The organism is Streptomyces shinuiensis, from assembly GCF_043660855.1.
In the GTDB taxonomy this organism is placed as follows: domain Bacteria; phylum Actinomycetota; class Actinomycetes; order Streptomycetales; family Streptomycetaceae; genus Streptomyces.
Genome location: NZ_JBIHML010000001.1, coordinates 1,190,551 through 1,213,903, shown reverse-complemented (window position 1 = coordinate 1,213,903; position 23,353 = coordinate 1,190,551). Strand labels below are relative to the sequence as shown.

Genomic DNA, 23,353 nt, shown 5'->3' with positions numbered 1-23,353 from the left:
GATGGTTGCATGGGATTCCACGTCGACTCCGAGACCGGGCGGCTGCGCCGCGTCATCCTGCACCGCCCCGACCTGGAACTGAAACGGCTCACCCCGACCAACCGGGACGACCTGCTCTTCGACGACGTGCTGTGGGTGCGGCGGGCCCGCCAGGAGCACGACGGCTTCGCCGACATCCTGCGCGACCGGGGCGTGGAGGTCCACCTGTTCGGCGACCTGCTGGCGGAGTCCCTGGAGATCCCCGCGGCCCGGACGTTCGTCCTGGACCGCACCTTCCACGAGAAGGGGTACGGGCCGCTGGCCGCCGACCACCTGCGGGCCGTCTTCGACGAGATGTCCGGGGCGGAGCTGGCCGAGGCGCTGGTGGGCGGGATGACCAAGCGGGAGTACCTGGAGCGGCACCCCGAGCCGGTCTCGGTGCGCTTCCACGTGATGGATCCGGACGACTTCCTGGTCGCCCCGCTGCCCAACCACCTGTTCACCCGCGACACCTCCGCCTGGATCTACGACGGGGTGTCCATCAACGCCATGCGCTGGCCCGCCCGGCAGCGCGAGACGATCCACTTCGAGGCGATCTACCACCACCATCCGCTGTTCGTCCCGTCCTCCGGCTCCCCGGAGACCGGCGCACCGGAGGGTGGCGGCTTCCACGTCTGGTCCGAGGGACAGGGCGCCTATCCCTCCACCATCGAGGGCGGGGACGTGCTGGTCATCGGCAACGGCGCGGTGCTCATCGGGATGAGCGAGCGCACCACCCCGCAGGCGGTGGAGATGCTCGCCCAGGGCCTGTTCGCGGCGGGCTCGGCCCGCACCATCGTGGCCCTGGACATGCCCAAGAAGCGCGCCCTGATGCACCTGGACACGGTGATGACGATGGTCGACGGCGACACCTTCACCCAGTACGCGGGTCTGGGCATGCTCCGCTCCTACACCATCGAGCCCGGCGCGGCCGAGTCGGAGCTGAAGGTCACCGACCACCCGCCCGAGCACATGCACCGCGCCATCGCCGCGGCCCTGGGCCTGGACGGCATCCGGGTGCTCACCGCGACCCAGGACGTGCACGCCGCCGAGCGCGAGCAGTGGGACGACGGCTGCAACGTGCTGGCCGTCGAGCCGGGCGTGGTGATTGCCTACGAGCGCAACGTCACCACCAACACGCACCTGCGCAAGCGCGGCATCGAGGTCATTACGATCCCCGGCAGCGAGCTGGGCCGGGGCCGGGGCGGGCCGCGCTGCATGAGCTGCCCGGTCGAGCGCGACGCTGTGTAGGCGCGGATGCGGCCGGGACGGGGCACCCCCCCCTTTCTGCATAGAGATGCGAAGGGTCGTATAGACTTCCGGTCTTCCCGCCGTATCCGACGCGACTGCCCCTAGGAGCCCCCATGGCGATCGATCTCACGGGCCGCCACTTCCTCAAGGAGCTGGACTTCACCCCCGAGGAGTTCCGCCACCTGGTCGAGCTGGCCGCCGGGCTGAAGGCGGCCCGGCGGGCGGGCGCCGAGGAGCAGCGGCTGCGCGGGCGCGGCATCGCGCTGATCTTCGAGAAGACCTCCACCCGCACCCGCTGCGCCTTCGAGGCCGCCGCCGCCCAGCAGGGCGCCCACACCACCTACCTTGATCCGTCCGGCTCCCAGATCGGCCACAAGGAGTCGGTGCGGGACACCGCCCGGGTGCTGGGGCGGATGTACGACGCGATCGAGTACCGGGGCAGCAGCCAGGAGGCGGTGGAGGAGCTGGCCGCCCACGCCGGCGTACCCGTCTACAACGGGCTCACCGACGACTGGCACCCCACCCAGATGCTCGCCGACGTGCTCACCATGACCGAGCACTGCGACAGGCCGCTGACGGAGACCGCCTACGCCTACCTCGGCGACGCCCGCAACAACATGGGCAACTCCTACCTGGTCACCGGTGCCCTGCTCGGCATGGACGTGCGCATCGCGGCGCCGCGCGGCCTGTGGCCCGAGGAGCCCGTGGTCGCCGCCGCCCGCTCCCTGGCGCAGACCACCGGCGCGCGCCTCACCCTCACCGAGAAGGTCGAGGAGGGCGTGGCCGGCGCGGACTTCGTCGCCACCGACGTGTGGGTGTCGATGGGCGAGCCCAAGGAGGTCTGGGAGGAGCGCATCGAGCTGCTGCGGCCGTACGCCGTCACCATGGACGTCCTGCGCGCCACCGGTAACCCGCGCGTCCGCTTCCTGCACTGCCTGCCCGCCTTCCACGACCTGGGCACGGCCGTGGGCCGGGAGATCCACCAGCGGTACGGCCTGGAGTCGCTGGAGGTGACGGACGAGGTGTTCGAGTCGGAGCACTCGGTCGTCTTCGACGAGGCGGAGAACCGCATGCACACCATCAAGGCGGTCATGGTCGCCACCCTCGTGGGGGCGTAGGCGCTGCCACCCCCGCGGGGGCGTGGGGGCCGCCGCCCTCGCGGGGGGCACGGGCGTTGTCAGAGGCCGCGCCTAGGGTTCGGGACGACACCCACCGTCCGGACCGGAAGGCCCCCATGCCCGCCCAGCGAACCCCGCGAACCACACCCGCCCCGCCCGCCCCGCGCGAGCTGGCCGATCTGCCCTACGCGGAGTACCTCCAGCCGTTCGACGGCGGCGGGTGGCTGGAGCGGGAGCGCACCTACGACACCGTCCACTTCGACGGGGACGGCTTCCAGGGCGCGGACGCCGGCGGCGCCGGCTTCGTGGAGTCCGCGTTCACCTCGGTCGAATTCGAGGGCGGGCGCTACCGGCGGGCGCGCTTCAACGACGTGTGGCTGCACACCGTGCGATGGGTGGGCGTCGACCTGGCCGAGACCGACTGGACGGACGCCGAGGCCGTCTCCGGCGCCCTGGCCGGGGTGGAGGCGTTCGAGGCGCGAATGCGCCGTGTGACGTTCTTCAACTGCAAGCTCGACTCGGTCAACCTCCGCGCCGCGCGCCTGCGCGACGTCCGTTTCGTGGACTGCCTGCTGCGCGACGTGGACTTCGGCGAGGCGGCTCTGGAGAGCGTCGCGTTCCCCGGCTCGGTCCTGGACGGGGTGCGGCTGGAGAAGGCGAGGCTCGCGCGGGTCGATCTGCGCGACGCGGCCGGGCTGGGCATCACGGCGGGCCACGACTCGCTCAGGGGCGCGATCGTCAGCCCGGCGCAACTGCTGGACCTAGCCCCCGCGCTCGCCCGGGCGCTGGGCATCGAGGTCCGCGACGACTGAGGAGCGCACTGTGCCCGCACATCCGTTACGACCACGCGAACCGGGGAGACCCGGGAGATCCGGCGGGGGAGATCCCCGGGAAGCGATGAGTCCGGCCTCCCCGGCCGGTCCGATGGCCGAGGGAGAACGCACAACCGGCGAGCGACGAGGACGACGGAACATGGGCGAGAGCGCATCCGGCCTGGCGATCGAGACATCCGGACTGGTCAAGGTGTTCGGGGAGACCCGCGCGGTGGACGGCGTGGACCTCGCCGTCCCGGCGGGCACGGTCTACGGGGTCCTCGGCCCCAACGGGGCGGGCAAGACCACCACGGTCAAAATGCTCGCCACCCTGCTGCGCCCCGACGGCGGCCGGGCCCGGGTCTTCGGGCACGACGTGCTGCACGAGGCCGACGCCGTACGCGCCCGGGTGAGCCTGACCGGGCAGTACGCGTCGGTGGACGAGGACCTGACCGGGGCGGAGAACCTGGTCCTGCTGGGCAGGCTGCTGGGCCACCGCAAGCCCGCCGCCCGGCGGCGGGCCGAGCAGCTGCTGGAGGCCTTCGGGCTCGCCGAGGCGGCGGGCAAGCAGGTCAAGAACTACTCGGGCGGCATGCGGCGCCGCATCGACATCGCCGCGTCCATCCTCAACACCCCCGACCTGCTCTTCCTGGACGAGCCGACGACCGGCCTGGACCCGCGCAGCCGCAACCAGGTGTGGGACATCGTGCGGGCGGTGGTCTCCCGGGGCACCACGGTGCTGCTGACCACCCAGTACCTCGACGAGGCCGACCAGCTCGCCTCCCGCATCGCCGTCATCGACCACGGAAAGGTCATCGCCGAGGGCACCAAGGGCGAGCTGAAGGCCTCGGTGGGCGCCGGCGCGGTGCATCTGCGGCTGCGGGACGCCGAGCGGCGGCCCGAGGCCGAGCGGCTGCTCGCCCGCGTCCTGGATGCGCGGATCCAGCTCGACCCCGACCCGGTGGCCCTGACCGCCCGTGTCGGCCTGCACGGCGGCGGCACGGGCGCGGCCGAGCAGGCCTCCCGGGCGCTGGCGGAACTGGCCCGCTCCGGCATCACCGTCGACACCTTCTCGCTGGGCCAGCCCAGTCTGGACGAGGTCTTCCTCGCCCTCACCGACCGCCCCGCCGCCCGTACCGGCGCCCCTGCGAACGAGGAAGAGGAGATCCCGGCATGAGCACCGCCACGACCCGCGGACAGCGCACCGGCGAGCCGGCCCCCGAGGCAGCAGAGCCCCTGGCCGGCCTGCTGGTGTCCGGGGAGCGCCCGCCCCGCCCCAGCGCCTGGGCCGCCTCCGCCGCCTTCGGCTGGCGGGCGGTGCTGAAGATCAAGCACGTGCCCGAGCAGCTCTTCGACGTCACCGTCTTCCCGGTCATGATGGTGCTGATGTTCACCTACCTCTTCGGGGGCGCGCTGGCCGGGTCGACCGACCAGTACGTGCAGTTCCTGCTGCCGGGCATCCTGGTGATGAACATTGTGATGATCACCATGTACACCGGTGTGGCGGTCAACATCGACATCGCCAAGGGCGTCTTCGACCGGTTCCGCACCCTGCCGATCTGGCGCCCCTCGGCGATGGTCGGCTATCTGCTCGGCGACATGCTGCGCTACACCATCGCCTGCGCGGTGATGCTGGCCCTCGGCCTGGTGCTGGGCTTCCGCCCGGCCGGCGGCGTGGCCGGAGTGGTGGCGGGGGTGGCGCTGCTGATCGTCTTCGCGTTCGCCTTCTCGTGGATCTGGACGATGTTCGGCCTGATGCTGCGTACCGAGAAGTCGGTGATGGGCGTCAGCATGATGGTGATCTTCCCGCTGACGTTCCTCAGCAACGTCTTCGTCGACCCGTCCACCATGCCCGGCTGGCTCCAGGCCTTCGTCAACAACAGCCCCGTGACCCATCTGGCCTCGGCGGTGCGCGGGCTGATGGCGGGCGGCTGGCCCGCCACCGAGATCGCCTGGTCGCTGGGGTGGGGCGCGGCGCTGGCGACCGTCTTCGGAACGGCCACCATGCGCCTGTACAACCGCAATTGACATCCTCCCCTCCCAGAAGGGCGGGGATTCCTGGCTCAGGCCGCCTCCGGGAGCAGCGCTCCCGGAGGTCTTGCGCCCTCGACACCAGATCGGTAGAGCCTGGCGCTTCTTCTTCACCCTGGGCATGCCCGCGCGCTGCCGGATCGGCAGGCGCTCCTCGATGTCCTTCAGCGCCTTCGAGCGGGACCTGGCGAAGTCGCGGATGGTCTGCTGCTGCGGCACGGACGCGCCCTCGCGCAGCCAGGACAGCTTGGCGCGGGCCTCGGTCAGCATCCTGTCCGGCTGAGCCGGGCCGCACGTCAGCCTGTCCTCGGGGCGCGCGCGGTTGCGGGCGTGTATCTGCCGGGACTTGGCGACGCACTCGTTCCAGATCCAGCGGCACGGGTCCCACTCGGCGAGCAGGGCGGTGCGGGCGGTGGACGACACGCGCAGCCGGCAGGCGTACCGGGCGTGCCCGGCACCCTCCCGATGCCCTCGCGGTGTCGCCATGGCGTTGTTTCAGCATGGAAGACGAGAAGCGGATCTCTCTCTGCGGTGGGGCCGGGGTCGCCCACCCCGGCCGTGTTCAGGGAAGGCGTCCCATCCGGTCGGTGTCACCGGGCGCGGGGCGCAGGGTGAGATCCCTGTACGGCGTCAGGGCCTCCGCCGCCTCCACGACGTCCGGCGCCTCGGGCAGCGCCTGGACCACGGCGCCGCCCCCCATGGTCGGCAGGTACGTCCCGAACACCGAGACGCCCGCGGTCAGCGCGGCGGCCGCCGCGCACAGGGAGGCCGCCTGTGCGACCCGCCGCGCGAAGGCCGCGGACCGTCGCGCCGTCGACCAGCGGCGGCAGGGGCGGCCGCACACCGCCCACGGCTTCCTTCATCACGGCCGACAGCCGGCGCTCATCGGGTTCCACGGGAAATCACCGGCTTTCTCCGCACGGGCATGGACACACAGCTCATGGATCGGGATGGAAGAGCGCGGGAGGGGCGAGCGGCGTCGGTGCTCATCCGTTCGCCAGCGAATCGAGCTCGCCGCCCAGCGCCTCGCGCAACCGCGTCAGGGCCCGCATACCGCGGTTGCGGACCGAGCCGGCGCTCACGCCCAGCTCGGTGGCGGTCTGTTCGACGCTGCGGTCCTCCCAGTAGCGCAGCACCAGTACCGCCCGGTCCTTGTGGGGCAGCTCGCCGGGCACCCGCAGCAGAGTCACCCGCAGCGCGGGATCGGAACCGCCGGAGGCGGCCGCTTCGGGCACGGCCTCGACAGGCCGCTCGCCGCTGCGCCGCAGCCGCCGCTGGGAGATGTGGGCGCGGGCCATGATCGTACGGACATGGGCGTCGGGGTCTTCCGCGCGCCGCACCCGCCGCCAGGATGCGAACGCCCTGCCGAGCGCGGTCTGCGTCAGATCCTCGGCCTGGTGCCAGTCACCTCCGGTCAGCAACAGCGCGGTACGGAACAGCCGACTGCCGGAGCTGCCCGCGCCCCCCGGAACTCCTCCAGCCGCTGCGCCGGTCTCTCCACCACGGTGTCCCTCTCACCGCCCGTCTCCGCCGTCACCCCGCAGGACGCTTCGGGGGAGAGGTTCTGTCACAGCGGCCTCCGCGGAGTCTCCGTGGCGAGCTCGGGAAGGGGGCGCCTCAGGCCCTGTCCGCCCAGGGGCCGGCCAGGGCGCAGGTCTCGTCGTAGGTGGGCAGCGGCGGGGGCGGGGCGGCCGGGTCGGTGAGGGCGGCGGCCAGTTCCACGGCGCGCTGGAGGGCGGCGCGGAACAGCAGCGATCCCAGGCTGATCCGGGCCGCGCCCAGTTCGGCCAGCCGCTCGCGGGTGGGGCCACCGGGGGAGTACAGGACGTTCAGCGGGGCGTCCAGCTCGCCCGCCAGCGCCCGGATGCCGTCCTCGTCGGTGAGGCCGGGCACGAAGACGCCGTCCGCCCCGGCCTCCCGGTAGGCGCGGGCCCGGCGGGACGCGGCGGCCGTGGTGGGGTCGGCGGCCAGCCAGTGGGTGTCGGTGCGGGCGTTGACGAACAGCGCCGGGGCGGCCTCCTTGACGGCCGTGATCTTCTCCGCGTGGTGGGCCGGGTCGGCCAGGCTCCCGCCGGGCAGCCCGTCCTCCAGGTTCACCCCGGCCACCCCCGCCTCGGCCAGCTCCCGCACCAGACGGGCGACCTGCGCGGGGTCGGCCGAGAACCCGCCCTCGACGTCCACGCTGACGGGCACCGGCAGCCGGGCCAGCCGCCGCCCCAGCGCCAGGGTCCGCCCCCGTGCGGCCCCCGTGGCGTCGGGCAGCCCGGCCGCGGCGGCCACCCCCAGGCTGCTGGTCCCGACGGCGGGGAAGCCGTGCGCGGCCAGGGCGGCGGCCGAGGCGTGGTCCCAGGCGCAGGGCAGCAGCAGCGGCCGCCCGCGGCGGTGCAGCTCACGGAAGACGGCGGACGCGGCGGACGCGCTCACCACGTACGGCTCCCCTCTCCCGCGGCGCCGGGCCCGGTGGCGGTCCTCATACCGTGGCCTCCGTCGTCTCCGCCGGCCCGGCCGTCCCCGCGGGCTCGCCGTCGAGGTCGGCGCCGGTGAGGCCCAGCAGTTCGCGCAGGGCGTGCCGACCGGCATCGGTCACGCGCAGCGCCCGACGGGTGCCGATCCGCTCGCACCAGCCGGCCTCCAGGGCGTGCCGGCACAGCGCGGCCCCGGCCGCACCGGCCAGGTGGGGGCGGCGCTCGGTCCAGTCCAGGCAGGCGCGGGCCGCCGGGCGGCGGCCGTACGGGCGGGCCTTCAGGTCGATGCCGAGCCCGCCGAACCACCGCAGCCCGGCCCCGGTCACCGCGAACCCGGCCTCCTGCCGCAGCAGCCCCCGCTCCAGCAGGGCGTCCGTGACCGCGACCCCCAGGTGTCCGGCCAGATGGTCGTAGCAGGTGCGGGCCCGGGCCATCGCCGTGTTCGCGGAGGCCTCCCGCAGGGAGCGCGCGGCGGGCGGCGGTCCGGCGTGCGCGGCCAGTTCCTCGACCAGGCGTGCGGACGACGGGCCGGCCAGCCGCACATAGCGGTGCCGGCCCCGCCGCTCCTGGGCCAGCAGCCCCCCGGCCACCAGTCTGTCCAGGTGCCCGCCGGCAGTGGACGGCGCGACCTCGGCCAGCCGGGCCAGCTCGCCCGCCGTCCACGCCCGCCCGTCCAGCAGCGCCAGGCAGAACAGGGCCCTGGTGTCGTCGGCGAGCAGCCCGGCGAGCCGGGCGAGGCCGGAGCCGGCGTGCCCGGGGCGCCGTGCGGAAGGGGATGGGCGGGCGCGGTCGGGGGAGTCCATGGCGTCCATCATGCGGGCCGGTCGTTTCGGCGGGCACCGAAACGACCCGGCCGTACAAGGCCCTGGCCGGACCGCGCTCCGGCCGCCTTCAGACGGTCGACTCCCTGATCGCCACTTTGTAGCCGGAGGGTGTGGGCGAGGTGACCTCGATCTGCGAGCGGAAGGAGTCGCCGGTGAAGACCACGGTCAGCTCCCGCGGCCCGCCGCGCTGCGTCGCCGCGGTGAAGCCGCCGGCGGGCAGCGCCGAGACCAGGCAGGCGCCGCTGCCGCCGAACCGTATGGACGCCCGGCCCCCCGTGGTCTGGAAGGTGCGCACCTCGGCGCCGGCCGTGTGGCAGCCCTCCTCGCCGCCACCGGTGTTCGCGGAGGGGGAGGGGGCGGGGCGGGTGGCGGGACGTGCGGTGGGGGAGACCGTCGGCTTCGGCGCGGGAGCGGGGGAGGAGGCGCGCGGGGTGGGCGAGGGGGTGGGGCTGGGCGTGGGGGACCTGCTCGGCCCGGCGCTCGCCGTCGGGGAGGAGACGACCGTCCCCGGGGTGTCACGGGCGACGGGCGGTGTGGGCCGGGTCGTCCCGACCACGAACTGGACGGTGAGGCTCACCGTCGTCACGCTGAGGGACGTGCACGACAGCCACAGCAGTACGTAGCGCAGGTAGCGGGGCACCGGCCCATACTGCCCGACCGCCCGCGGCGGCCTGTGCGAGGTCCCGCGAAGCCCTCTGGCCGGGCGGCGGTTGCGGACGCGGCGGCGGCACCCGTTACCGTCCCTGGCCATGGCATCGGTACTTCTGGTCGAGGACGACCCCGTGATACGGGCCAGGCTCATAGACGTCCTGTCCCGGCACGACCACGTGGTGCGCAGCTCCCCCTACGGCTTCGAGGCCCTGCGGGAGGTGACGCGGCAGCCGCCGGACGCGGTGGTGCTCGACCTGGGGCTGCCCGACCTCGACGGCGTCGACGTCCTGCGCATGCTGCGCAGCATCTCGCAGGTACCGGTGCTGGTGGCCACCGCGCGTGACGACGAGGCCGAGATCATCCGGCTGCTCAATGCCGGCGCCGACGACTACCTGGTCAAGCCCTTCTCCGGCGGCCAGCTGGCGGCCCGGCTCGGGGCGGTGCTGCGCCGCTCCTCCGCCGCGGCGGAGCGCCCCGCCGCCCCGGAGGCGGCGCCCCGGGACGGCGCGGTACGCGTGGGCGGCCTGGCCATCGACCGGCAGGCGCGGTCGGTCTTCCTCGACGGCAGCGAACTGCGCCTGACACGGCGGGAGTTCGATCTGCTGGCCTATCTCGCCGAGCGCGCGGACCGGGTGGTGCCGCGCCGCCGCGTCCTGGCCGACGTGTGGCGTAAGTCCTATGTCGAGGAACAGACCCTGGACGTGCACGTGTCCTCCCTGCGCCGCAAGCTCGGCGAGCGGGCGAGCCGGCCGCGCTATCTGCACACCGTGCGGGGCGTGGGCATCAAGCTGGTGACGCCGCGATGAGACGGACGCTGGCCGGCGTCGCGCTGGCCGTCACCTCCATGGTCGCGCTGTCCTTCCTGATCCCCCTGGCCCTGCTGGTCAAGTCCGAGGTGAGGTCCCGGGCGATCACGGTGGCCGAGCAGCGGGCGGCGGCGCTGGCCCCCGTACTGGCCCTGACCACCCGCCCGGACGAGGTCCAGCAGGCCGTGGCCGAGGTCGACGACACCGGCCGGCTGGGTGTCCATCTGCCCGGAGGACGGCTGGTGGGCACCGCCTACGCGCCCGCCGACGCGTGGCGGCGGGCGGCCCGGCAGCAGCGGACCTTCGCCCGGGACACCGAGGAGGGCTGGGTCCACCTGCAGCCGGTGGTGCTGGCCAGGGACCGGGTGGCGGTGGTCGAGTCCTTCGTGCCGCGCACCGAGTTCGAGCGCGGCGTGGGCACCTCCTGGATGGTGATGTCGGCGCTGGCGCTGGCCCTGGTGGTGGGGTCGGTGCTGGTCGCCGACCGACTGGCCGCGCGGGTGGTGCGCGCCTCGCGGGACCTCTCGCGCGCCGCCAACGCCCTGGGCGAGGGGAACCTGGACAGGAGGCTGGAGCCGAAAGGGCCTCCTGAACTGCAGGAGGCCGGCGCCGCGTTCAACACCATGGCCGACCGTGTCGTCGAACTGCTGGCGATGGAGCGCGAGTTGGTGGCCGACCTCTCGCACCGCCTCAGGACACCGCTGACGGCGCTGCACCTGGAGTCCGAGCGCGTCGCCTCCGGCCTGCGGCGGGAGGACGCCGACCGGCTGGAGACGGCCGTCACCCACCTGGAGGAGGAACTCGACTCCATCATCAAGGCGGCCCGCACGCCCCTGTCGGCCGCCCTGGCTGCCCCGGCCCCACCGGGGTCGGGGGCCTCGTGCGAGGCGGCGCGCGTGGTGTCGGCGCGCACCGACTTCTGGTCGGTCCTGGCCGCGCAGCAGGGCCGGGACTGCGCGGTGACCGTGACGGACGAGCCCACCCCCGTACTGCTGTCGGAGGAGGACCTGGCCGCAGCCGTCGACGCCCTGGTCGGCAACGTCTTCCGGCACACCCCGGAGGGCACGGCCCTGGCGGTGGGGGTGCACCGCACGGCGCACGCGGTGGTGGTGACCGTGGACGACGCCGGCACCGGCATCCCCGACCCCGAGCAGGCGCTCGCCCGGGGCGCGAGCGTCGGCGGCTCCACCGGCCTGGGCCTGGACATAGCCCACCGCGCCGCCGACACCGGACGCGGCGGGCTGGAGGTCGGCCGCGCGCCGCTGGGCGGGGCACGGGTGCGGATGGAGCTGGAACTGGCGCCCGAGCGCTCCCCGGGCGGCGAGCGCGCCTCCCACGGGCGGCGGCGCCGGTCCTGGCTCCGTCTTCCCGGCCGCCTACCCTGCCGCTTCCGTCCCCGTTCCCGGCGGCCCTCCGGGAGGGGCGGCGGTGGAGGCGGTGCGGACCCGGACTTCACGGGCCGGGCCCGGGGTGATCACATCACAGTCACGATCGAACGCCGGTCCGGGGCTTCCCGTCTCCGCCGCGGCGCGGACTCCTAGAGTTGGCGGATCACAGGACCTGTGGCGGGCCGGTGCTGAACATGCCCTCCGGGGGGCGGCATTGGGCCGTCAACGGAGAGGAAAGAGCACACGATGCGATCCACCGCCGTACGCCGTACCGCCCTCGCCGCCTCCGCGGCCTGCCTGGCCCTGCTGGCCACCGCCTGCGGCGGTTCGGACTCCGGCGGGAGCGACGAGGAGAAGGCCGAGGCCGGTAAGTCCGACAAGTCGTCCTCCGCCGGGCCGGCCGCCGGGTCGAAGACCTCCGCCGAGCTGGAGAAGCTCATCCTCGCCGGCGGCGACGTCGAGGGCCACAAGGTCGATGAGCTGGGCCCCGGGGACAGCGTCTCCGCCAAGGACGTCTCCTCCGACAAGGACGAGTGCGCACCCCTGGCCCACGCCCAGCTCGGCGTGCCGCTCGGCGGCCCGGCGGCGACCACCCGGCGCATGGTCACCCAGGAGCCCGAGAAGCCGGCCGACGGCGGCACGGAGGGCTCCGGTGAGCTCACCGAAGAGGACCTGGAGAACTTCGAGGACGCGATCATGGGCGCCCTCGACGCCACGACGACGATGGTCACCCTCGCCTCCTACGAGGACGGAGGAGCGGAGAAGACCTTCGCCGACCTGCGCACCGCCGCCGAATCCTGCTCCGGCGGGTTCACCGGAGGCGTCAAGGGCGACGAGCAGAAGGTGACCGGCGTCAAGGAGGAGAAGATCGCCGGCGGCGAGGAGGCCGCCGCCTGGACGGTGACCAGCGAGCAGGACGGCGAGAAGGTCCCGTTCAAGCTGGCCGTGGTGCGGCAGGGCGCCACCCTGGCCGTCTTCTCCTCCTTCAACATCGCAGCCGCCGGCAGCGGTGAGGACTTCGACCTCCCGGCCGCCGTCATCGAGGCCCAGACGGAGAAGCTCGGCTGACGCACCCGTCGCCCGTCCGCCCGCACCACCCCGGCCCCCGGCCCCCGGCGCTTCCGCGCCGGGGGCCGGGGTTTTCCGGTGCGCCGCAGATTTCCGCCGCAACCGAACGGACACCTCGGGTGTCTTCTGTGCACCGGCACCGGCACCTGCCGGACGGCGCCGGAAGCGGGGCCCGCCGAGGGCCCGAGGGGAGAAGCGAGTTGAGGACCATGACACGAGCGGCGCTGGCCTGCCTGGCCGCTGCCGGCACACTGACCGTCTTTCCCGCGGCGGCGCAGGCCGCCGAGTCCGCGGAGGGCGGCTCCGGACCGGCCCGGACGGTCGAGAGGGGCTACGCGGTGAACTGCTCCGGGCGCTCCGGGGACGTCTTCGTCGCGGTGGACCTGTACCAGAACTCCGCGTACGGCACGCACACCGGCGTGGTCGTGGAGACGCCGGAGGGGGAGTACGGCGGCGGCCACGGCCCGGGGGACACCACGCTGTTCTCCGGCGGCGCGATCACCGCCGACATCCCGGTCAGGAGGCTGGACGACTCAGGGGAACCGGCCGGCGGCGCGACCGTCACCGGCGCCTACACGGCCGCGGGGGAGCCCACCCGCGTGCACGAGGCCGTCGAGGACCCGGTCGGCCACTACGTGATCACCAGGGGCACCAACACGCCGCTCGACGCGTCGGTCACCGTGGAGGTGCTCGGCCGGACGGTGCCGCTGTCCTGCTCCACCGCCTTCGCGTTCGACCTCACGGTGGTACGGGTCACCACCGGCCGCGGCTGACAGGTCACCGGCCGCCCGGGTCGGCGCGGGGCCCGGGCGGCCGGTGGGATCCGAGGGGTGTTTCCGCCGGTCAGTGGCTGTCGGCGAGTTGCCCGGCGAGTTTGCCGTGCATCTCGGCGCTGGCCTTGTTGAGGCCGACGATGGTGACCTTCTTGCCGCGGGCGGCGTACTTGGTCTCGATCGCGTCCAGGGCGGCCACCGAGGAGGCGTCCCAGATGTGGGCGTCGGACAGGTCGATGACGACGTCGTCGGGGTCGCCGGCGTAGTCGAACTGGTAGACCAGATCGTTGGAGGAGGCGAAGAACAGCTCGCCGGTGACCGCGTAGACGGCCTGCCTGCCGTCGGGGTCCACGACACCGGAGACCTCGGCGAGGTGGGCGACGCGGCGGGCGAAGATCACCATGGCGGTGATGACGCCGACGACGACGCCGATGGCGAGGTTGTGGGTGGCGACGACCACGGCGACGGTGACGGCCATCACGGCGGTCTCGCCGACGGGCAGCCGCTTGAGCGTCCTCGGCTGGACGGAGTGCCAGTCGAAGGTGGCGAAGGAGACCAGGATCATCACCGCGACCAGGGCGGCCATCGGGATGGTGGAGACGACGGGGCCGAAGGTGACCACCAGGATCAGCAGGAAGACACCGGCGAGGAAGGTCGACAGCCGGGTGCGGGCGCCGGAGGTCTTGACGTTGATCATGGTCTGGCCGATCATCGCGCAGCCGCCCATACCGCCGAAGAGGCCGGTGATGACGTTGGCGACTCCCTGGCCGATGGACTCGCGGGTCTTGTTGGAGTGGGTGTCGGTGATGTCGTCGACCAGCTTGGCCGTCATCAGCGACTCCATCAGCCCCACCAGGGCGAGGGCGAACGCGTAGGGAGCGATGGTGACCAGCGCGTCGGTGGTGAGGGGGATGTCGGGCAGGCCGGGGACGGGCAGCGCCGAGGGCAGTTCGCCCTTGTCGCCGACGGTGGGCACCGCGATGCCGGCGGCGATGGTGATGACGGTCAGGACGACGATGGACACCAGCGGGGCGGGCACCGCCTTGGTGACCTTCGGGAAGAACACCATCAGGGCCAGTCCGCCGATCACCAGCGGGTAGACCGCCCAGGGCACGTCGGTGATCTCCGGCACCTGCGCCATGAAGATCAGGATGGCGAGCGCGTTGACGAAACCGACCATCACCGAGCGCGGCACGAACCGCATCAGCTTGGCCACCCCGAGCGCGCCGAGCGCGATCTGCATCAGACCGCCCAGGATGACGGCGGCGACCAGGTAGCCCAGGCCGTGCTCGCGGTTGAGGGGGGCGATCACCAGGGCGATGGCGCCGGTGGCGGCCGAGATCATCGCCTTGCGGCCACCCACGACCGAGATCACCACGGCCATGGTGAAGGAGGCGAACAGGCCGACGGCCGGATCCACCCCGGCGATGATGGAGAAGGAGATCGCCTCGGGGATCAGGGCCAGGGCGACCACCAGGCCGGCCAGGACCTCGGTGCGGAAGACCTTCGCCGAGGTGAGCCAGTCGGGGCGGGAGGGGCGCAGCCGCCAGGCTGCGGAGGTGTCAGCGGACATGCATCCGTTTCCGTATCGGGCGCGCAGGCGTCGGGCGTGCGCGCGCAGCGTGCGCGACTCCGGGTGGGAGCGGGAGGGACCGGTCGGCCGCGGCCGTCGTCCATGACGGGGGGCGCAACCGGGACCGGCGGACACGGGGGCCGCCGGTCGGGCATCATTGCCCGGCGGGATCGGGGAGCGGTGTTCCGCCCGGAGAGGAACCCTACCCTGACGTGAGGGATGATTGCGACCGTGTCCCTGTGAATCGCAGGTGAACACCGCGCAGGATCTTGTGATTCATATCACGCGGTAGGGTTGGGATTTACGAATCCGAAAAATGTTCGGGCATCGGAGGGGAATCGGCAGTGGCGGACGAGCAGCGGATGCAGATCGGTGAGGTGGCCGACCGGACGGGACTGTCGCTGCGCACCATCCGGCACTACGAGGAGGTCGGCCTCGTCGTCCCCTCCGCCCGTACCAAGGGGGGCTTCCGGCTCTACACCGCCCCCGACATCGACCGCCTGATGGTCATCCGCCGGATGAAGCCGCTGGACTTCTCCCTGGAGGAGATGCGGGACCTGCTGTCCATCACCGACCGGCTCTCGGCCGCCGAGCCGCCCGAGGAGGCGGAACGGGAGCGGCTGCGGGAGCGCCTGGACGCCTACCGCAAGGTCGCCGACGCCCGCTGCGAGACCCTGCGCGCCCAGCTCATGGCCGCCGAGGACTTCGCCGCCACCCTCCGCCGCAGGCTCGGCCCGCGGAACTGAGCGCCGTCCCGCCCGCGGCCCCTTCGGGCCGCCGCCGTCCCGCCTTTCCTCGGCCCGCCTCCGCCGTGCGACGCGAACCGGCTGGTGGGAGGGGCGATGGGACAGCTCCGCGGCCCTCCGATAGCGTCAGGGTATGAGCCATCCACACCCTGAGCTGAAGCCCGCCCCCAAGCTGCCCGAGGGAGGGCTGAGGGTCGTCGCCCTGGGCGGCCTGGGAGAGATCGGCCGCAACATGACCGTCTTCGAGTACGGCGGCAAGCTGCTGATCGTCGACTGCGGCGTCCTGTTCCCCGAGGAGCACCAGCCCGGCGTGGACGTGATCCTGCCGGACTTCACCTCCATCCGCGACCGCCTGGACGACGTGGTGGCCGTGGTGCTCACCCACGGCCACGAGGATCACATCGGCGGTGTGCCTTACCTGCTGCGCGAGCGGGCGGACATCCCCCTCGTCGGCTCCAAACTGACGCTGGCCTTCCTGGAGGCCAAGCTCAAGGAGCACGGCATCAAGCCGCGCACGGCGCGGGTGCGCGAGGGCGACCGGCGGGGCTTCGGTCCCTTCGACTGCGAGTTCGTCGCGGTCAACCACTCCATCCCCGACAGTCTGGCCGTCGCCGTCCGCACCGGTGCGGGCCTGGTGCTGCACACCGGCGACTTCAAGATGGACCAGTTCCCGCTGGACGGCCGCATCACCGACCTGCGTGCCTTCGCCCGGCTCGGCGAGGAGGGCGTCGACCTCTTCCTCACCGACTCCACCAACGCCGAGGTCCCCGGGTTCACCACCGCCGAGGCCGATCTGAACCCGGCGATCGAACAGGTGATGCGCACCGCGCCCCGGCGGGTCATCGTCTCCAGCTTCGCCAGCCATGTGCACCGCATCCAGCAGGTCCTGGACGCCGCCCACAGCCACGGCCGCAAGGTCGCCTTCGTGGGCCGCTCGATGGTCCGCAACATGGGCATCGCCCGTGAGCTGGGCTACCTGAAGGTTCCCTCCGGCCTGGTGGTCGGGATGAAGGAGCTGGAGAAGCTGCCCGACCACAAGGTCACGCTGGTGTGCACCGGGTCCCAGGGCGAGCCGATGGCGGCGCTGTCGCGCATGGCCAACCGCGACCACATGATCCGCATCGGCAAGGGCGACACCGTGCTGATGGCCAGCTCCCTCATCCCCGGCAACGAGACCGCCATCTACCGGGTGATCAACGGGCTGACCCGCTGGGGCGCCAACGTCGTCCACAAGGGCAACGCCAAGGTCCACGTCTCCGGCCACGCCAGCGCCGGCGAACTCGTGTACTGCTACAACATCGTCAGGCCCCGCAACGTCATGCCGGTGCACGGCGAGTTCAAGCACCTCAGGGCCAACGCCGACCTCGCCGTCCGCACCGGCGTCGACCCCGACCGGGTCGTCGTCGCCGAGGACGGCGTCGTCGTCGACCTCGTAGACGGGCGCGCCTCCATCACCGGCAAGGTGCCCGCGGGCAACGTCTACGTCGACGGCATGGAGGTCGGCGGCGCCACCGAGGCGTCCCTGAAGGACCGGCTCACCCTCGCGTCCGAGGGCGTGGTGACGGTCGTCGCCATCGTCGACGCCGACACCGGGGCGCTGGCCGAGCCCCCGGACTTCCTGGCCCGCGGCTTCGTCCACGACGACGAGACGTTCTCCTCGGCCATTCCGGTGATCGAGAAGACCCTGGCCTCGGCGGCCGAGGAGGGGGTGGGGGACGCGCAGCAGCTCGAACAGCTCATCGCCCGCTCCGTGGCCTCCTGGGCCTTCCGCGCCTACCGCCGCAAGCCTCTGATCATCCCCGTCGTCATCGACGCCTGACCGGACCGGAAGGCGACCGCATGAGCCTGCGCTTCGAGGAGATCGACTGGCGCCCCACCCCGATGGGCGACATCAGTCTGCGCCGCCGCCTGGACCCGGTGACCGGCCGGGAAGTGTACGAGGTCAAGCTCGGCGACGAGTTCCTCATGTCCAGCCTCTTCACGGCCGGCGAGACCGAACTGGCCCGCCTCGGCCTGGCCGCGCTCCCGCACGCCGATGCAGGGCTGGACGTGGCCGTGGGCGGGCTCGGCCTCGGCTACACCGCGCGGGCCGTGCTGGAGGACCCGCGGGTGCGCTCGCTGGTCGTCGTCGACGCCCTCCCCGACGTCATCCGCTGGCACGAGGAGAAGCTGGTGCCGCTGGGCGAGGCGCTGGTGTCGGACCGGCGCTGCCGGCTCGTCCGGGGGGACTTCTTCGAGCGGGCCGCGGGCACCGGGGGGCTGGACCCGCGGCGGCCGGGCGGCCGCCTCCACGCGATCCTGCTGGACGTCGACCACTCGCCGCGCCACGTGCTGCACCCGAGCCACGCCCCGTTCTACGAGGAGGCCGGGCTGCGCGCCCTGTCCGCACACCTCCACCCCGGCGGCGTCTTCGCCCTGTGGTCCGACGATCCGCCGGACGAGGACTTCACCGCCGTACTGGCGCGGGTCTTCTCCACCGCCGAGGCCCATGTCGTCCGCTTCGGCAACCCCTACCGGCCGGAGGAGGAGTCGGCCAACACCGTCTACGTGGCAGGGAAGGACGCCGGGGCGTAGCGGCGGGCGGAGGCCGGGAATCCGTTCCGCCCTTGGAAACCTACCCTTACGTCAAGGTAGGTTTGTGTGCGGTGGCCCGGCGGGCGAGGTGAGACGCTGGAGCCGTGGGCGAGCACACGGGCCTGTCTCCGCGCGCCGCCCGCCACCGCGAGGACGGCCGCCGGCCGCTGCCCGGGACCGGCGAAGACGGAGAGGCACACGAGGAACTGGTGGAACGGTTGCGCAGGTACAGGGTCGAGGCGGACGCGCGGTGCGGGAGTCCGCGCCCGGAGGCGGCGCGGTGAGCGCCGCGGACCGGCAGGCGGCCGGTGAGGCGGCCCGGCGGCGGACGTTCGCGGTGATCAGCCATCCGGACGCGGGCAAGTCGACGCTGACCGAGGCGCTGGCACTGCACGCGCGGGCGATCACCTCGGCCGGCGCGGTGCACGGCAAGGCCGGCCGGCGCGGAGTGGCGTCGGACTGGATGGAGATGGAGAAGACCCGCGGCATCTCGGTCACCTCCGCGGTGCTGCAGTTCGCCCACCGCGATGCGGTGCTGAACCTGCTGGACACCCCCGGCCACGCGGACTTCTCCGAGGACACCTACCGGGTGCTGGCCGCCGTGGACTGCGCGGTGATGCTCATCGACGCGGCCAAGGGCCTGGAGGAGCAGACCCGCAAGCTGTTCGACGTCTGCCGCCACCGCGGCATCCCCGTCATCACGTTCGTCAACAAGTGGGACCGGCCCGGCCGCGACGCCCTGGAGCTGCTGGACGAGATCGAGTCCGAGTTCCGCCTCAAGCCCACCCCCGTCACCTGGCCGGTCGGCGACGCCGGCCGTCTGCGGGGGCTGATCGACGTGCGCGAACCGGAGCGGATGCTGCGCTACACCCGCGCCCCCGGCGGCGCCCGGGCGGCGGCCGAGGAGGTGGTCCCGGCAGACCGGGCGGCCGCCGAGGAGGGGGGCGACTGGGCCAGGGCGGTCGAGGAACTGGAACTGCTGCGCGCCGACGGCGCCGAGCACGACCAGGGCTCGTTCCTGGCGGGCAAGTCCACGCCGGTGTTCTTCGGCGCGGCCGTGTCCAACATCGGGGTGCGGCTGCTGCTGGACGCCGTCGTCGACCTGGCCCCGCCGCCCGGAGCACGCGAACTGGACGGAGGGGGCAGTCGGCCCGTCGACGCGCCGTTCGCCGGCCTGGTGTTCAAGGTGCAGGCCAACATGGACCCCGCCCACCGCGACCGCATCGCCTTCATGCGGGTGTGCTCCGGGGTCTTCGAGCGCGGCACGACCGTCATCCGGGCCGCCTCGGGCAAGCCGTTCGCCACCAAGTACGCCCACAGCGTCTTCGGCCAGGACCGCTCCTCGGTCGACGTCGCCTACCCCGGCGACGTGGTCGGCCTGGTCAACGCCACCGCCCTGCGGGTGGGCGACACCCTCTACACCGGCCCGCCCGCCGCCTTCCCGCCCATGCCCACCTTCGCCCCCGAGCACTTCGCCGTCGTCCGTCCCGCCGACATCGGCCGCTCCAAGCAGTTCCGCCGCGGTATCGCGCAGCTGGACGAGGAGGGCGTGGTCCAGGTCCTCGTCTCCGATCTGCGCGGGGAGCAGGCGCCGGTGCTGGCCGCGGTCGGGCCCATGCAGTTCGACGTGGTCGCCCACCGCATGGAGTACGAGTTCTCCGCCCCCGTGCGACTGGAGCCGCTGCCCTACCACGTCGCCCGGGCCACCGACGCCGCCGGCGCGGAGGCCCTCAACCGCACCCGGCTGGTGACGGGGGAGGGCCTGATCCGCAGCCGGGACAGGACCCACCTCGCGCTCTTCCCCAGCCGCTGGCAGGCCGACTCCTTCGCCCGCGAGTTCCCCCGAGCCCAACTGGAGACGCTCATCGCCGCCCATACCTGAGAGACGGGCCCGAGGGGAGGCGGCGGCCCCTCAGGAGGGCGGCGGCCGGCCGGTGCGCGCCCTCGGCGCCCAGGCGGAGGCTCTCCCGGAAGAACGCCTCCACGCGCGCCACCGGGCCGCTCGCCGCGGCCATGACGCCGGCGAGCGCCTCGTTCGACCGCCGGAAGGCCTGCTCGGTGATGGCCGCCAGCAGAGCCGCCGAGGAGTCGGAGTACTGGTACACGCTGGAGCGGGCCAGGCCTGCCCGGGCGCCGACCGCCGCCGGGGTGACGGCGGCGGCGCCCTCGCTCACCAGGATGTCGATCGCCGCCCCCACCAGTGCCTCGCGCTGGTGGGCGCGGTGCTCGGCGACGGTGGAGGCGTTGATCTTCGGCATGCGGTGAGGACTCCGGGGTGGCGGACGGGGCCGGGAGTGCGCGCCGGCCCACGGCCCCGGTCAGGACAGGCGGCCGTCGACCATCTCGTACACCCGGTCGGCAGCGTCCATTACCGCCGTGTCGTGGGTGACCATGACCGTGGCCGTGCCGCGCTCACGGGTCTGCTCGGCTATCAGCCGTACGGCCTCGGCCGAGCGCACCCGGTCCAGCGCGGAGGTGGGTTCGTCCACCAGCAGGACGGCGGGGGAGGTCATCAGGGCGCGGGCCAGGCCCGCGCGCTGCCGTTCGCCACCGGACAACTGGTGCGGCCGGGAGCCGGCGCGGTGCGTGAGCCCGACCGCCACCTCACGCGGGGCGAGGTGGGGCTCGCCGCGTGGTTCCGGCAGTGGGCACGGCTGGAGCGGAACGCGGTGAGCCTGTCCACCTACGAGTGCCGACTGACAACTTACGGAGCGCTATGAGCAGCGGTACGACGGAACTCGACTGGTTCAAGTCCAGCTACAGCGGCAGCCAGGACGACGACTGCGTGGAGGTCGCGATCGCCGAACGGGCCGTCCACGTACGGGACTCCAAGGACCTGGCCCGCCCCGCCTTCAAGGTCGGCGGCGAGGGCTGGAGCCGGTTCGTGCGCTTCGCGTCGGAGCACTGAGCGACTTCGGGTAGGCCGTCCGCCCCGCGGGACGACGGCGCGGCGGACGGCGCACCCTCACCGTGTGGCTCCGTCCTCATAGCCGCGGCCCTCGTCCCGTGAACCCCGCCGGGGCGGCCCGTGCCCGCGCACCGCACCCGCGGGCCGAGACGATCGCGTATGAACGTGAGCCCGGGGGCCATGGAGCGTCCGCCGCGCGGGGACTTCAATGAAGCCATGAGCACCCAAGGGCAGGACACCGCACCCATCCTCGTCATCGGCGGCACCGGCAAGACCGGACGGCGGGTCGTCGACCGCCTCCGGGCGCTCGGCCGCCCCGCGCGGGCCGGCTCCCGCAGCAGTGGGATCCCCTTCGTCTGGGAGGACGAGAGCACCTGGCCGGCCGCGCTGGACGGGGTCCGCGCCGCCTACGTGACCTACTACCCCGACCTCGCGTTCCCGGGGGCGAAGGAGGCCGTCGGGCGGTTCGCGGCCTTCGCCGTGGCGCGGGGGGCGCGCCGTCTGGTGCTGCTCTCCGGCCGGGGCGAGGAGGGCGCCGTCGCCAGTGAGGAAGCGCTCAAGGCGTCCGGCTGCGACTGGACCGTCGTCCGGGCCGGCTGGTTCGACCAGAACTTCAGCGAGGGCTTCTTCCTCGACCCAGTCCGCTCGGGCGAGCTGGCGCTGCCCACCGGGGACGCCGTCGAGCCGTTCGTGGACGCCGACGACATCGCCGACGTCGTGGTCGCCGCCCTCACCGACGACCGGCACATCGGTGAGACCTACGAACTGTCCGGCCCCCGGCTGCTGAGCTTCCACGACGTGGCCCGCGAGCTGTCGGCGGCCACCGGCCGGACCATCGCCTACGTCCCGGTCGGCGCCGACGAATACCGTGCGGCGCTGCGGGAGGCGGGCGAGCCGGAGGAGTTCGCGGACCTCTTCACCCTCATCACCGACGGCCGCAACGCCAGTGTGGTGCACGGCGTCCGGGAGGTGCTCGGGCGGGAGCCCAGAGACTTCTCGCAGTACGTCGGGGAGGCCGCGGCCACCGGGGTCTGGGACGCCTGACCGGGTGGCGGGAGACGAGTGCTGTGGACACGATCGGCGGCCTGCTGGGGAGTCCCCGGGCCAGAGGCGCCTTCCTTCTGAAGTCGGTGTTCAACCCACCGTGGGGGCTGCGCGTCGAGGACCGCGCGCCCCTGTCGCTGGTCACCGTGCTGCACGGCTCGGCGTGGGTGCTGTACGAGGGCGGCGAGCCGTCGCGGCTGGCGGCCGGGGACGTGGCGGTCCTGCGCGGGCCCGAGCCGTACACGCTCGCCGACGACCCGGCGACACCGCCGGGCATCACGGTCGGCCCCGGGCAGCGCTGCGGTACCAACGAAGGGAAGGACGTCACCGAGGCGATGTCCCTGGGGGTGCGCACCTGGGGCCAACCGCACCGCACGGGGGCGACCGTGATGCTCAGCGGCACCTACCAGGCGCCCGGCGAGGTCGGGCGCAGGCTGCTCGCCGGCCTGCCGGCCCTGCTGGTCCGGCCCGCCTCGGCCGCGCGCACCCCGCTGATCGGCATGCTGGCCGACGAGGTGGACAAGGAGGACATCGGCCAGGAGGTGGTCCTGGACCGGCTGCTCGACCTGCTGCTCATCGACGTCCTGCGCTCCTGGCTCACGGAGCCGGGCACCGGTGCGCCGCCCTGGTTCCGGGCCCAGGGCGACCCGGTGGTGGGGCAGGCCCTGAGGCTGCTGCACGAGCGGCCCGGCGAGCCGTGGACGGTCGCCTCGCTCGCCTCCTCCGTCGGGATCTCCCGGGCGGCGCTGGCCCGCCGCTTCACCGAACTCGTCGGTCAGCCGCCGATGTCCTATCTGACCGGATGGCGGCTGACGCTCGCCGCCGAACTGCTGCGCGACCCCGATCTGTCCGTCGCCGGCATCGCCCGGCGGGTGGGGTACTCGGGCCCGTTCGCCCTGAGCGCCGCGTTCAAGCGGGAACGCGGCGTCAGCCCGAGGGAGTTCCGCAGGGGAAAGCGGCCCGGCGAGGCCGCGGACACCGGCTCCGACGGGCGGACGGTCGTCCTCGGAAGCCGTTCCCGGGCGTGACCTCCGCAGCGCCCGCGCCCGCGCCCGCGCCCGCGCGGGCCGGGAAGGGCGCGCGGGGCGCTCCCGGAGGTGGCTCGGATGTCGCGGAATAGACCACGCGGCCTCGTGACCTGCCCAGATGGCCTTTCGGCTGTTTCACGCTCATGCCCGCTGACGCAGCCGGAAGTCCCAGAGAAGTCCCAGAGAAGCCCCAGGGGGCTCCCACTGCCGACGGCCCTCTTTCGGCTCCATGCAGAGTGTGAAGCCATCCGCATACCTCCGTCTGCCCCGCGGTG

Annotated in this window: 23 protein-coding genes and 4 pseudogenes; 18 read left to right on the top strand and 9 right to left on the bottom strand. The window is 73.3% G+C overall.

Features of this window, described 5'->3' with window-relative positions; genetic code table 11:
* Positions 1-9: 9 nt before the first annotated feature.
* From ACGRHY_RS05350 to ACGRHY_RS05330, 5 genes are all read left to right on the top strand, one after another.
* Positions 10-1,269 (top strand): arginine deiminase, encoded by a 1,260-nt coding sequence (locus tag ACGRHY_RS05350; RefSeq protein ID WP_394634243.1) that lies wholly within the window; start codon positions 10-12, stop codon positions 1,267-1,269.
* A gap of 113 nt (positions 1,270-1,382) precedes the next feature.
* The gene (argF, locus tag ACGRHY_RS05345) at positions 1,383-2,387 is read left to right on the top strand and encodes an ornithine carbamoyltransferase (protein WP_394634242.1); all 1,005 of its coding nucleotides are present in this window, start codon (positions 1,383-1,385) and stop codon (positions 2,385-2,387) included.
* A gap of 116 nt (positions 2,388-2,503) precedes the next feature.
* A complete protein-coding gene (locus ACGRHY_RS05340) occupies positions 2,504-3,199 on the top strand; it encodes a pentapeptide repeat-containing protein (protein WP_394634241.1) in 696 nt (231 codons plus the stop codon).
* Positions 3,200-3,359: 160 nt separating this feature from the next.
* Positions 3,360-4,376: an ATP-binding cassette domain-containing protein gene (locus ACGRHY_RS05335; protein ID WP_394634240.1), complete on the top strand. Its 1,017-nt coding sequence runs from the start codon at positions 3,360-3,362 to the stop codon at positions 4,374-4,376.
* Complete coding sequence (locus ACGRHY_RS05330) at positions 4,373-5,227, top strand: ABC transporter permease (RefSeq protein WP_394634239.1); 855 nt, start codon at positions 4,373-4,375, stop codon at positions 5,225-5,227. The genes ACGRHY_RS05335 and ACGRHY_RS05330 overlap by 4 nt, the downstream gene beginning before the upstream one ends.
* Positions 5,228-5,317: 90 nt before the next feature.
* Here the strand turns inward: ACGRHY_RS05330 and ACGRHY_RS05325 are convergent.
* The 6 genes and pseudogenes from ACGRHY_RS05325 to ACGRHY_RS05300 all read right to left on the bottom strand — a co-directional run.
* Positions 5,318-5,716 (bottom strand): annotated as a pseudogene (locus ACGRHY_RS05325) (RNA-guided endonuclease TnpB family protein); the annotation flags it as partial.
* Positions 5,717-5,792: 76 nt separating this feature from the next.
* On the bottom strand, positions 5,793-6,074 hold the full coding sequence (locus tag ACGRHY_RS05320) for a hypothetical protein (protein ID WP_394634238.1): 282 nt from the start codon (positions 6,072-6,074) through the stop codon (positions 5,793-5,795).
* 142 nt (positions 6,075-6,216) lie between these two features.
* The gene (locus ACGRHY_RS05315; protein WP_394637928.1) at positions 6,217-6,669 is read right to left on the bottom strand and encodes a SigE family RNA polymerase sigma factor; all 453 of its coding nucleotides are present in this window, start codon (positions 6,667-6,669) and stop codon (positions 6,217-6,219) included.
* Positions 6,670-6,847: 178 nt separating this feature from the next.
* Positions 6,848-7,657, bottom strand: a complete 810-nt coding sequence (locus ACGRHY_RS05310; RefSeq protein WP_394634237.1) for an isocitrate lyase/PEP mutase family protein — start codon at positions 7,655-7,657, stop codon at positions 6,848-6,850.
* 43 nt (positions 7,658-7,700) lie between these two features.
* Positions 7,701-8,498, bottom strand: coding sequence for an ArsR/SmtB family transcription factor (locus tag ACGRHY_RS05305; RefSeq protein WP_394634236.1), 798 nt, complete (start codon positions 8,496-8,498; stop codon positions 7,701-7,703).
* Positions 8,499-8,586: 88 nt separating this feature from the next.
* Complete coding sequence (locus ACGRHY_RS05300; RefSeq protein ID WP_394634235.1) at positions 8,587-9,159, bottom strand: hypothetical protein; 573 nt, start codon at positions 9,157-9,159, stop codon at positions 8,587-8,589.
* A gap of 109 nt (positions 9,160-9,268) precedes the next feature.
* On the opposite strand from ACGRHY_RS05300, the gene ACGRHY_RS05295 reads away from it, so the two are divergent.
* From ACGRHY_RS05295 to ACGRHY_RS05280, 4 genes are all read left to right on the top strand, one after another.
* Positions 9,269-9,976, top strand: coding sequence for a response regulator transcription factor (locus tag ACGRHY_RS05295; protein ID WP_394634234.1), 708 nt, complete (start codon positions 9,269-9,271; stop codon positions 9,974-9,976).
* Entirely contained in the window at positions 9,973-11,517 is a 1,545-nt protein-coding gene (locus ACGRHY_RS05290) for a sensor histidine kinase (protein WP_394634233.1), read from the top strand. The genes ACGRHY_RS05295 and ACGRHY_RS05290 overlap by 4 nt, the downstream gene beginning before the upstream one ends.
* Positions 11,518-11,610: 93 nt before the next feature.
* The gene (locus tag ACGRHY_RS05285; protein ID WP_394634232.1) at positions 11,611-12,432 is read left to right on the top strand and encodes a hypothetical protein; all 822 of its coding nucleotides are present in this window, start codon (positions 11,611-11,613) and stop codon (positions 12,430-12,432) included.
* Positions 12,433-12,641: 209 nt separating this feature from the next.
* Positions 12,642-13,205 carry a hypothetical protein gene (locus ACGRHY_RS05280; RefSeq protein ID WP_394634231.1) on the top strand — a complete coding sequence of 188 codons (564 nt, stop codon included), beginning with the start codon at positions 12,642-12,644 and terminating at the stop codon, positions 13,203-13,205.
* A gap of 70 nt (positions 13,206-13,275) precedes the next feature.
* On the opposite strand, the gene ACGRHY_RS05275 is transcribed toward ACGRHY_RS05280, so the two are convergent.
* Positions 13,276-14,778, bottom strand: coding sequence for a SulP family inorganic anion transporter (locus ACGRHY_RS05275; RefSeq protein ID WP_394634230.1), 1,503 nt, complete (start codon positions 14,776-14,778; stop codon positions 13,276-13,278).
* Between the two features lie 362 nt (positions 14,779-15,140).
* On the opposite strand from ACGRHY_RS05275, the gene ACGRHY_RS05270 reads away from it, so the two are divergent.
* From ACGRHY_RS05270 to ACGRHY_RS05250, 5 genes are all read left to right on the top strand, one after another.
* Positions 15,141-15,524, top strand: a complete 384-nt coding sequence (locus ACGRHY_RS05270) for a MerR family transcriptional regulator (RefSeq protein WP_394637927.1) — start codon at positions 15,141-15,143, stop codon at positions 15,522-15,524.
* Positions 15,525-15,657: 133 nt separating this feature from the next.
* The gene (locus tag ACGRHY_RS05265; protein WP_394634229.1) at positions 15,658-17,343 is read left to right on the top strand and encodes a ribonuclease J; all 1,686 of its coding nucleotides are present in this window, start codon (positions 15,658-15,660) and stop codon (positions 17,341-17,343) included.
* Positions 17,344-17,363: 20 nt separating this feature from the next.
* Complete coding sequence (locus tag ACGRHY_RS05260; protein ID WP_394634228.1) at positions 17,364-18,098, top strand: spermidine synthase family protein; 735 nt, start codon at positions 17,364-17,366, stop codon at positions 18,096-18,098.
* A 104-nt stretch (positions 18,099-18,202) separates the two neighbouring features.
* Complete coding sequence (locus ACGRHY_RS05255) at positions 18,203-18,382, top strand: hypothetical protein (protein ID WP_394634227.1); 180 nt, start codon at positions 18,203-18,205, stop codon at positions 18,380-18,382.
* Complete coding sequence (locus tag ACGRHY_RS05250; RefSeq protein ID WP_394634226.1) at positions 18,379-19,980, top strand: peptide chain release factor 3; 1,602 nt, start codon at positions 18,379-18,381, stop codon at positions 19,978-19,980. Before ACGRHY_RS05255 ends, ACGRHY_RS05250 begins: the two co-directional genes overlap by 4 nt.
* Before the next feature lie 13 nt (positions 19,981-19,993).
* Here the strand turns inward: ACGRHY_RS05250 and ACGRHY_RS05245 are convergent.
* Positions 19,994-20,356, bottom strand: a pseudogene (locus ACGRHY_RS05245) (TetR/AcrR family transcriptional regulator); the annotation flags it as partial.
* Positions 20,357-20,416: 60 nt separating this feature from the next.
* Positions 20,417-20,698: pseudogene (locus tag ACGRHY_RS05240) on the bottom strand (ATP-binding cassette domain-containing protein); the annotation flags it as partial.
* Between ACGRHY_RS05240 and ACGRHY_RS05235 the strand changes: the two are divergent.
* The 4 genes and pseudogenes from ACGRHY_RS05235 to ACGRHY_RS05220 all read left to right on the top strand — a co-directional run.
* Positions 20,675-20,797 (top strand): annotated as a pseudogene (locus ACGRHY_RS05235) (transcriptional regulator); the annotation flags it as partial. The pseudogenes ACGRHY_RS05240 and ACGRHY_RS05235 sit on opposite strands and share 24 nt — an antisense overlap.
* A 17-nt stretch (positions 20,798-20,814) precedes the next feature.
* Complete coding sequence (locus tag ACGRHY_RS05230; RefSeq protein ID WP_394634225.1) at positions 20,815-21,006, top strand: DUF397 domain-containing protein; 192 nt, start codon at positions 20,815-20,817, stop codon at positions 21,004-21,006.
* Positions 21,007-21,222: 216 nt separating this feature from the next.
* Positions 21,223-22,050: an NmrA family NAD(P)-binding protein gene (locus ACGRHY_RS05225; RefSeq protein WP_394634224.1), complete on the top strand. Its 828-nt coding sequence runs from the start codon at positions 21,223-21,225 to the stop codon at positions 22,048-22,050.
* Positions 22,051-22,073: 23 nt separating this feature from the next.
* Complete coding sequence (locus ACGRHY_RS05220; protein WP_394634223.1) at positions 22,074-23,078, top strand: AraC family transcriptional regulator; 1,005 nt, start codon at positions 22,074-22,076, stop codon at positions 23,076-23,078.
* Positions 23,079-23,353: the final 275 nt, after the last annotated feature.

What these genes read in the sequence shown, in the direction of transcription:
- ACGRHY_RS05350 (WP_394634243.1), top strand. Translation starts at nt 10, where the DNA reads ATGGGATTCCACGTCGACTCCGAGACCGGGCGGCTGCGCCGCGTCATC.
- argF (WP_394634242.1), top strand. Translation starts at nt 1,383, where the DNA reads ATGGCGATCGATCTCACGGGCCGCCACTTCCTCAAGGAGCTGGACTTC.
- ACGRHY_RS05340 (WP_394634241.1), top strand. Translation starts at nt 2,504, where the DNA reads ATGCCCGCCCAGCGAACCCCGCGAACCACACCCGCCCCGCCCGCCCCG.
- ACGRHY_RS05335 (WP_394634240.1), top strand. Translation starts at nt 3,360, where the DNA reads ATGGGCGAGAGCGCATCCGGCCTGGCGATCGAGACATCCGGACTGGTC.
- ACGRHY_RS05330 (WP_394634239.1), top strand. Translation starts at nt 4,373, where the DNA reads ATGAGCACCGCCACGACCCGCGGACAGCGCACCGGCGAGCCGGCCCCC.
- ACGRHY_RS05305 (WP_394634236.1), bottom strand. Translation starts at nt 8,498, where the DNA reads ATGGACTCCCCCGACCGCGCCCGCCCATCCCCTTCCGCACGGCGCCCC.
- ACGRHY_RS05295 (WP_394634234.1), top strand. Translation starts at nt 9,269, where the DNA reads ATGGCATCGGTACTTCTGGTCGAGGACGACCCCGTGATACGGGCCAGG.
- ACGRHY_RS05290 (WP_394634233.1), top strand. Translation starts at nt 9,973, where the DNA reads ATGAGACGGACGCTGGCCGGCGTCGCGCTGGCCGTCACCTCCATGGTC.
- ACGRHY_RS05285 (WP_394634232.1), top strand. Translation starts at nt 11,611, where the DNA reads ATGCGATCCACCGCCGTACGCCGTACCGCCCTCGCCGCCTCCGCGGCC.
- ACGRHY_RS05280 (WP_394634231.1), top strand. Translation starts at nt 12,642, where the DNA reads ATGACACGAGCGGCGCTGGCCTGCCTGGCCGCTGCCGGCACACTGACC.
- ACGRHY_RS05275 (WP_394634230.1), bottom strand. Translation starts at nt 14,778, where the DNA reads ATGTCCGCTGACACCTCCGCAGCCTGGCGGCTGCGCCCCTCCCGCCCC.
- ACGRHY_RS05270 (WP_394637927.1), top strand. Translation starts at nt 15,141, where the DNA reads ATGCAGATCGGTGAGGTGGCCGACCGGACGGGACTGTCGCTGCGCACC.
- ACGRHY_RS05265 (WP_394634229.1), top strand. Translation starts at nt 15,658, where the DNA reads ATGAGCCATCCACACCCTGAGCTGAAGCCCGCCCCCAAGCTGCCCGAG.
- ACGRHY_RS05260 (WP_394634228.1), top strand. Translation starts at nt 17,364, where the DNA reads ATGAGCCTGCGCTTCGAGGAGATCGACTGGCGCCCCACCCCGATGGGC.
- ACGRHY_RS05230 (WP_394634225.1), top strand. Translation starts at nt 20,815, where the DNA reads ATGAGCAGCGGTACGACGGAACTCGACTGGTTCAAGTCCAGCTACAGC.
- ACGRHY_RS05225 (WP_394634224.1), top strand. Translation starts at nt 21,223, where the DNA reads ATGAGCACCCAAGGGCAGGACACCGCACCCATCCTCGTCATCGGCGGC.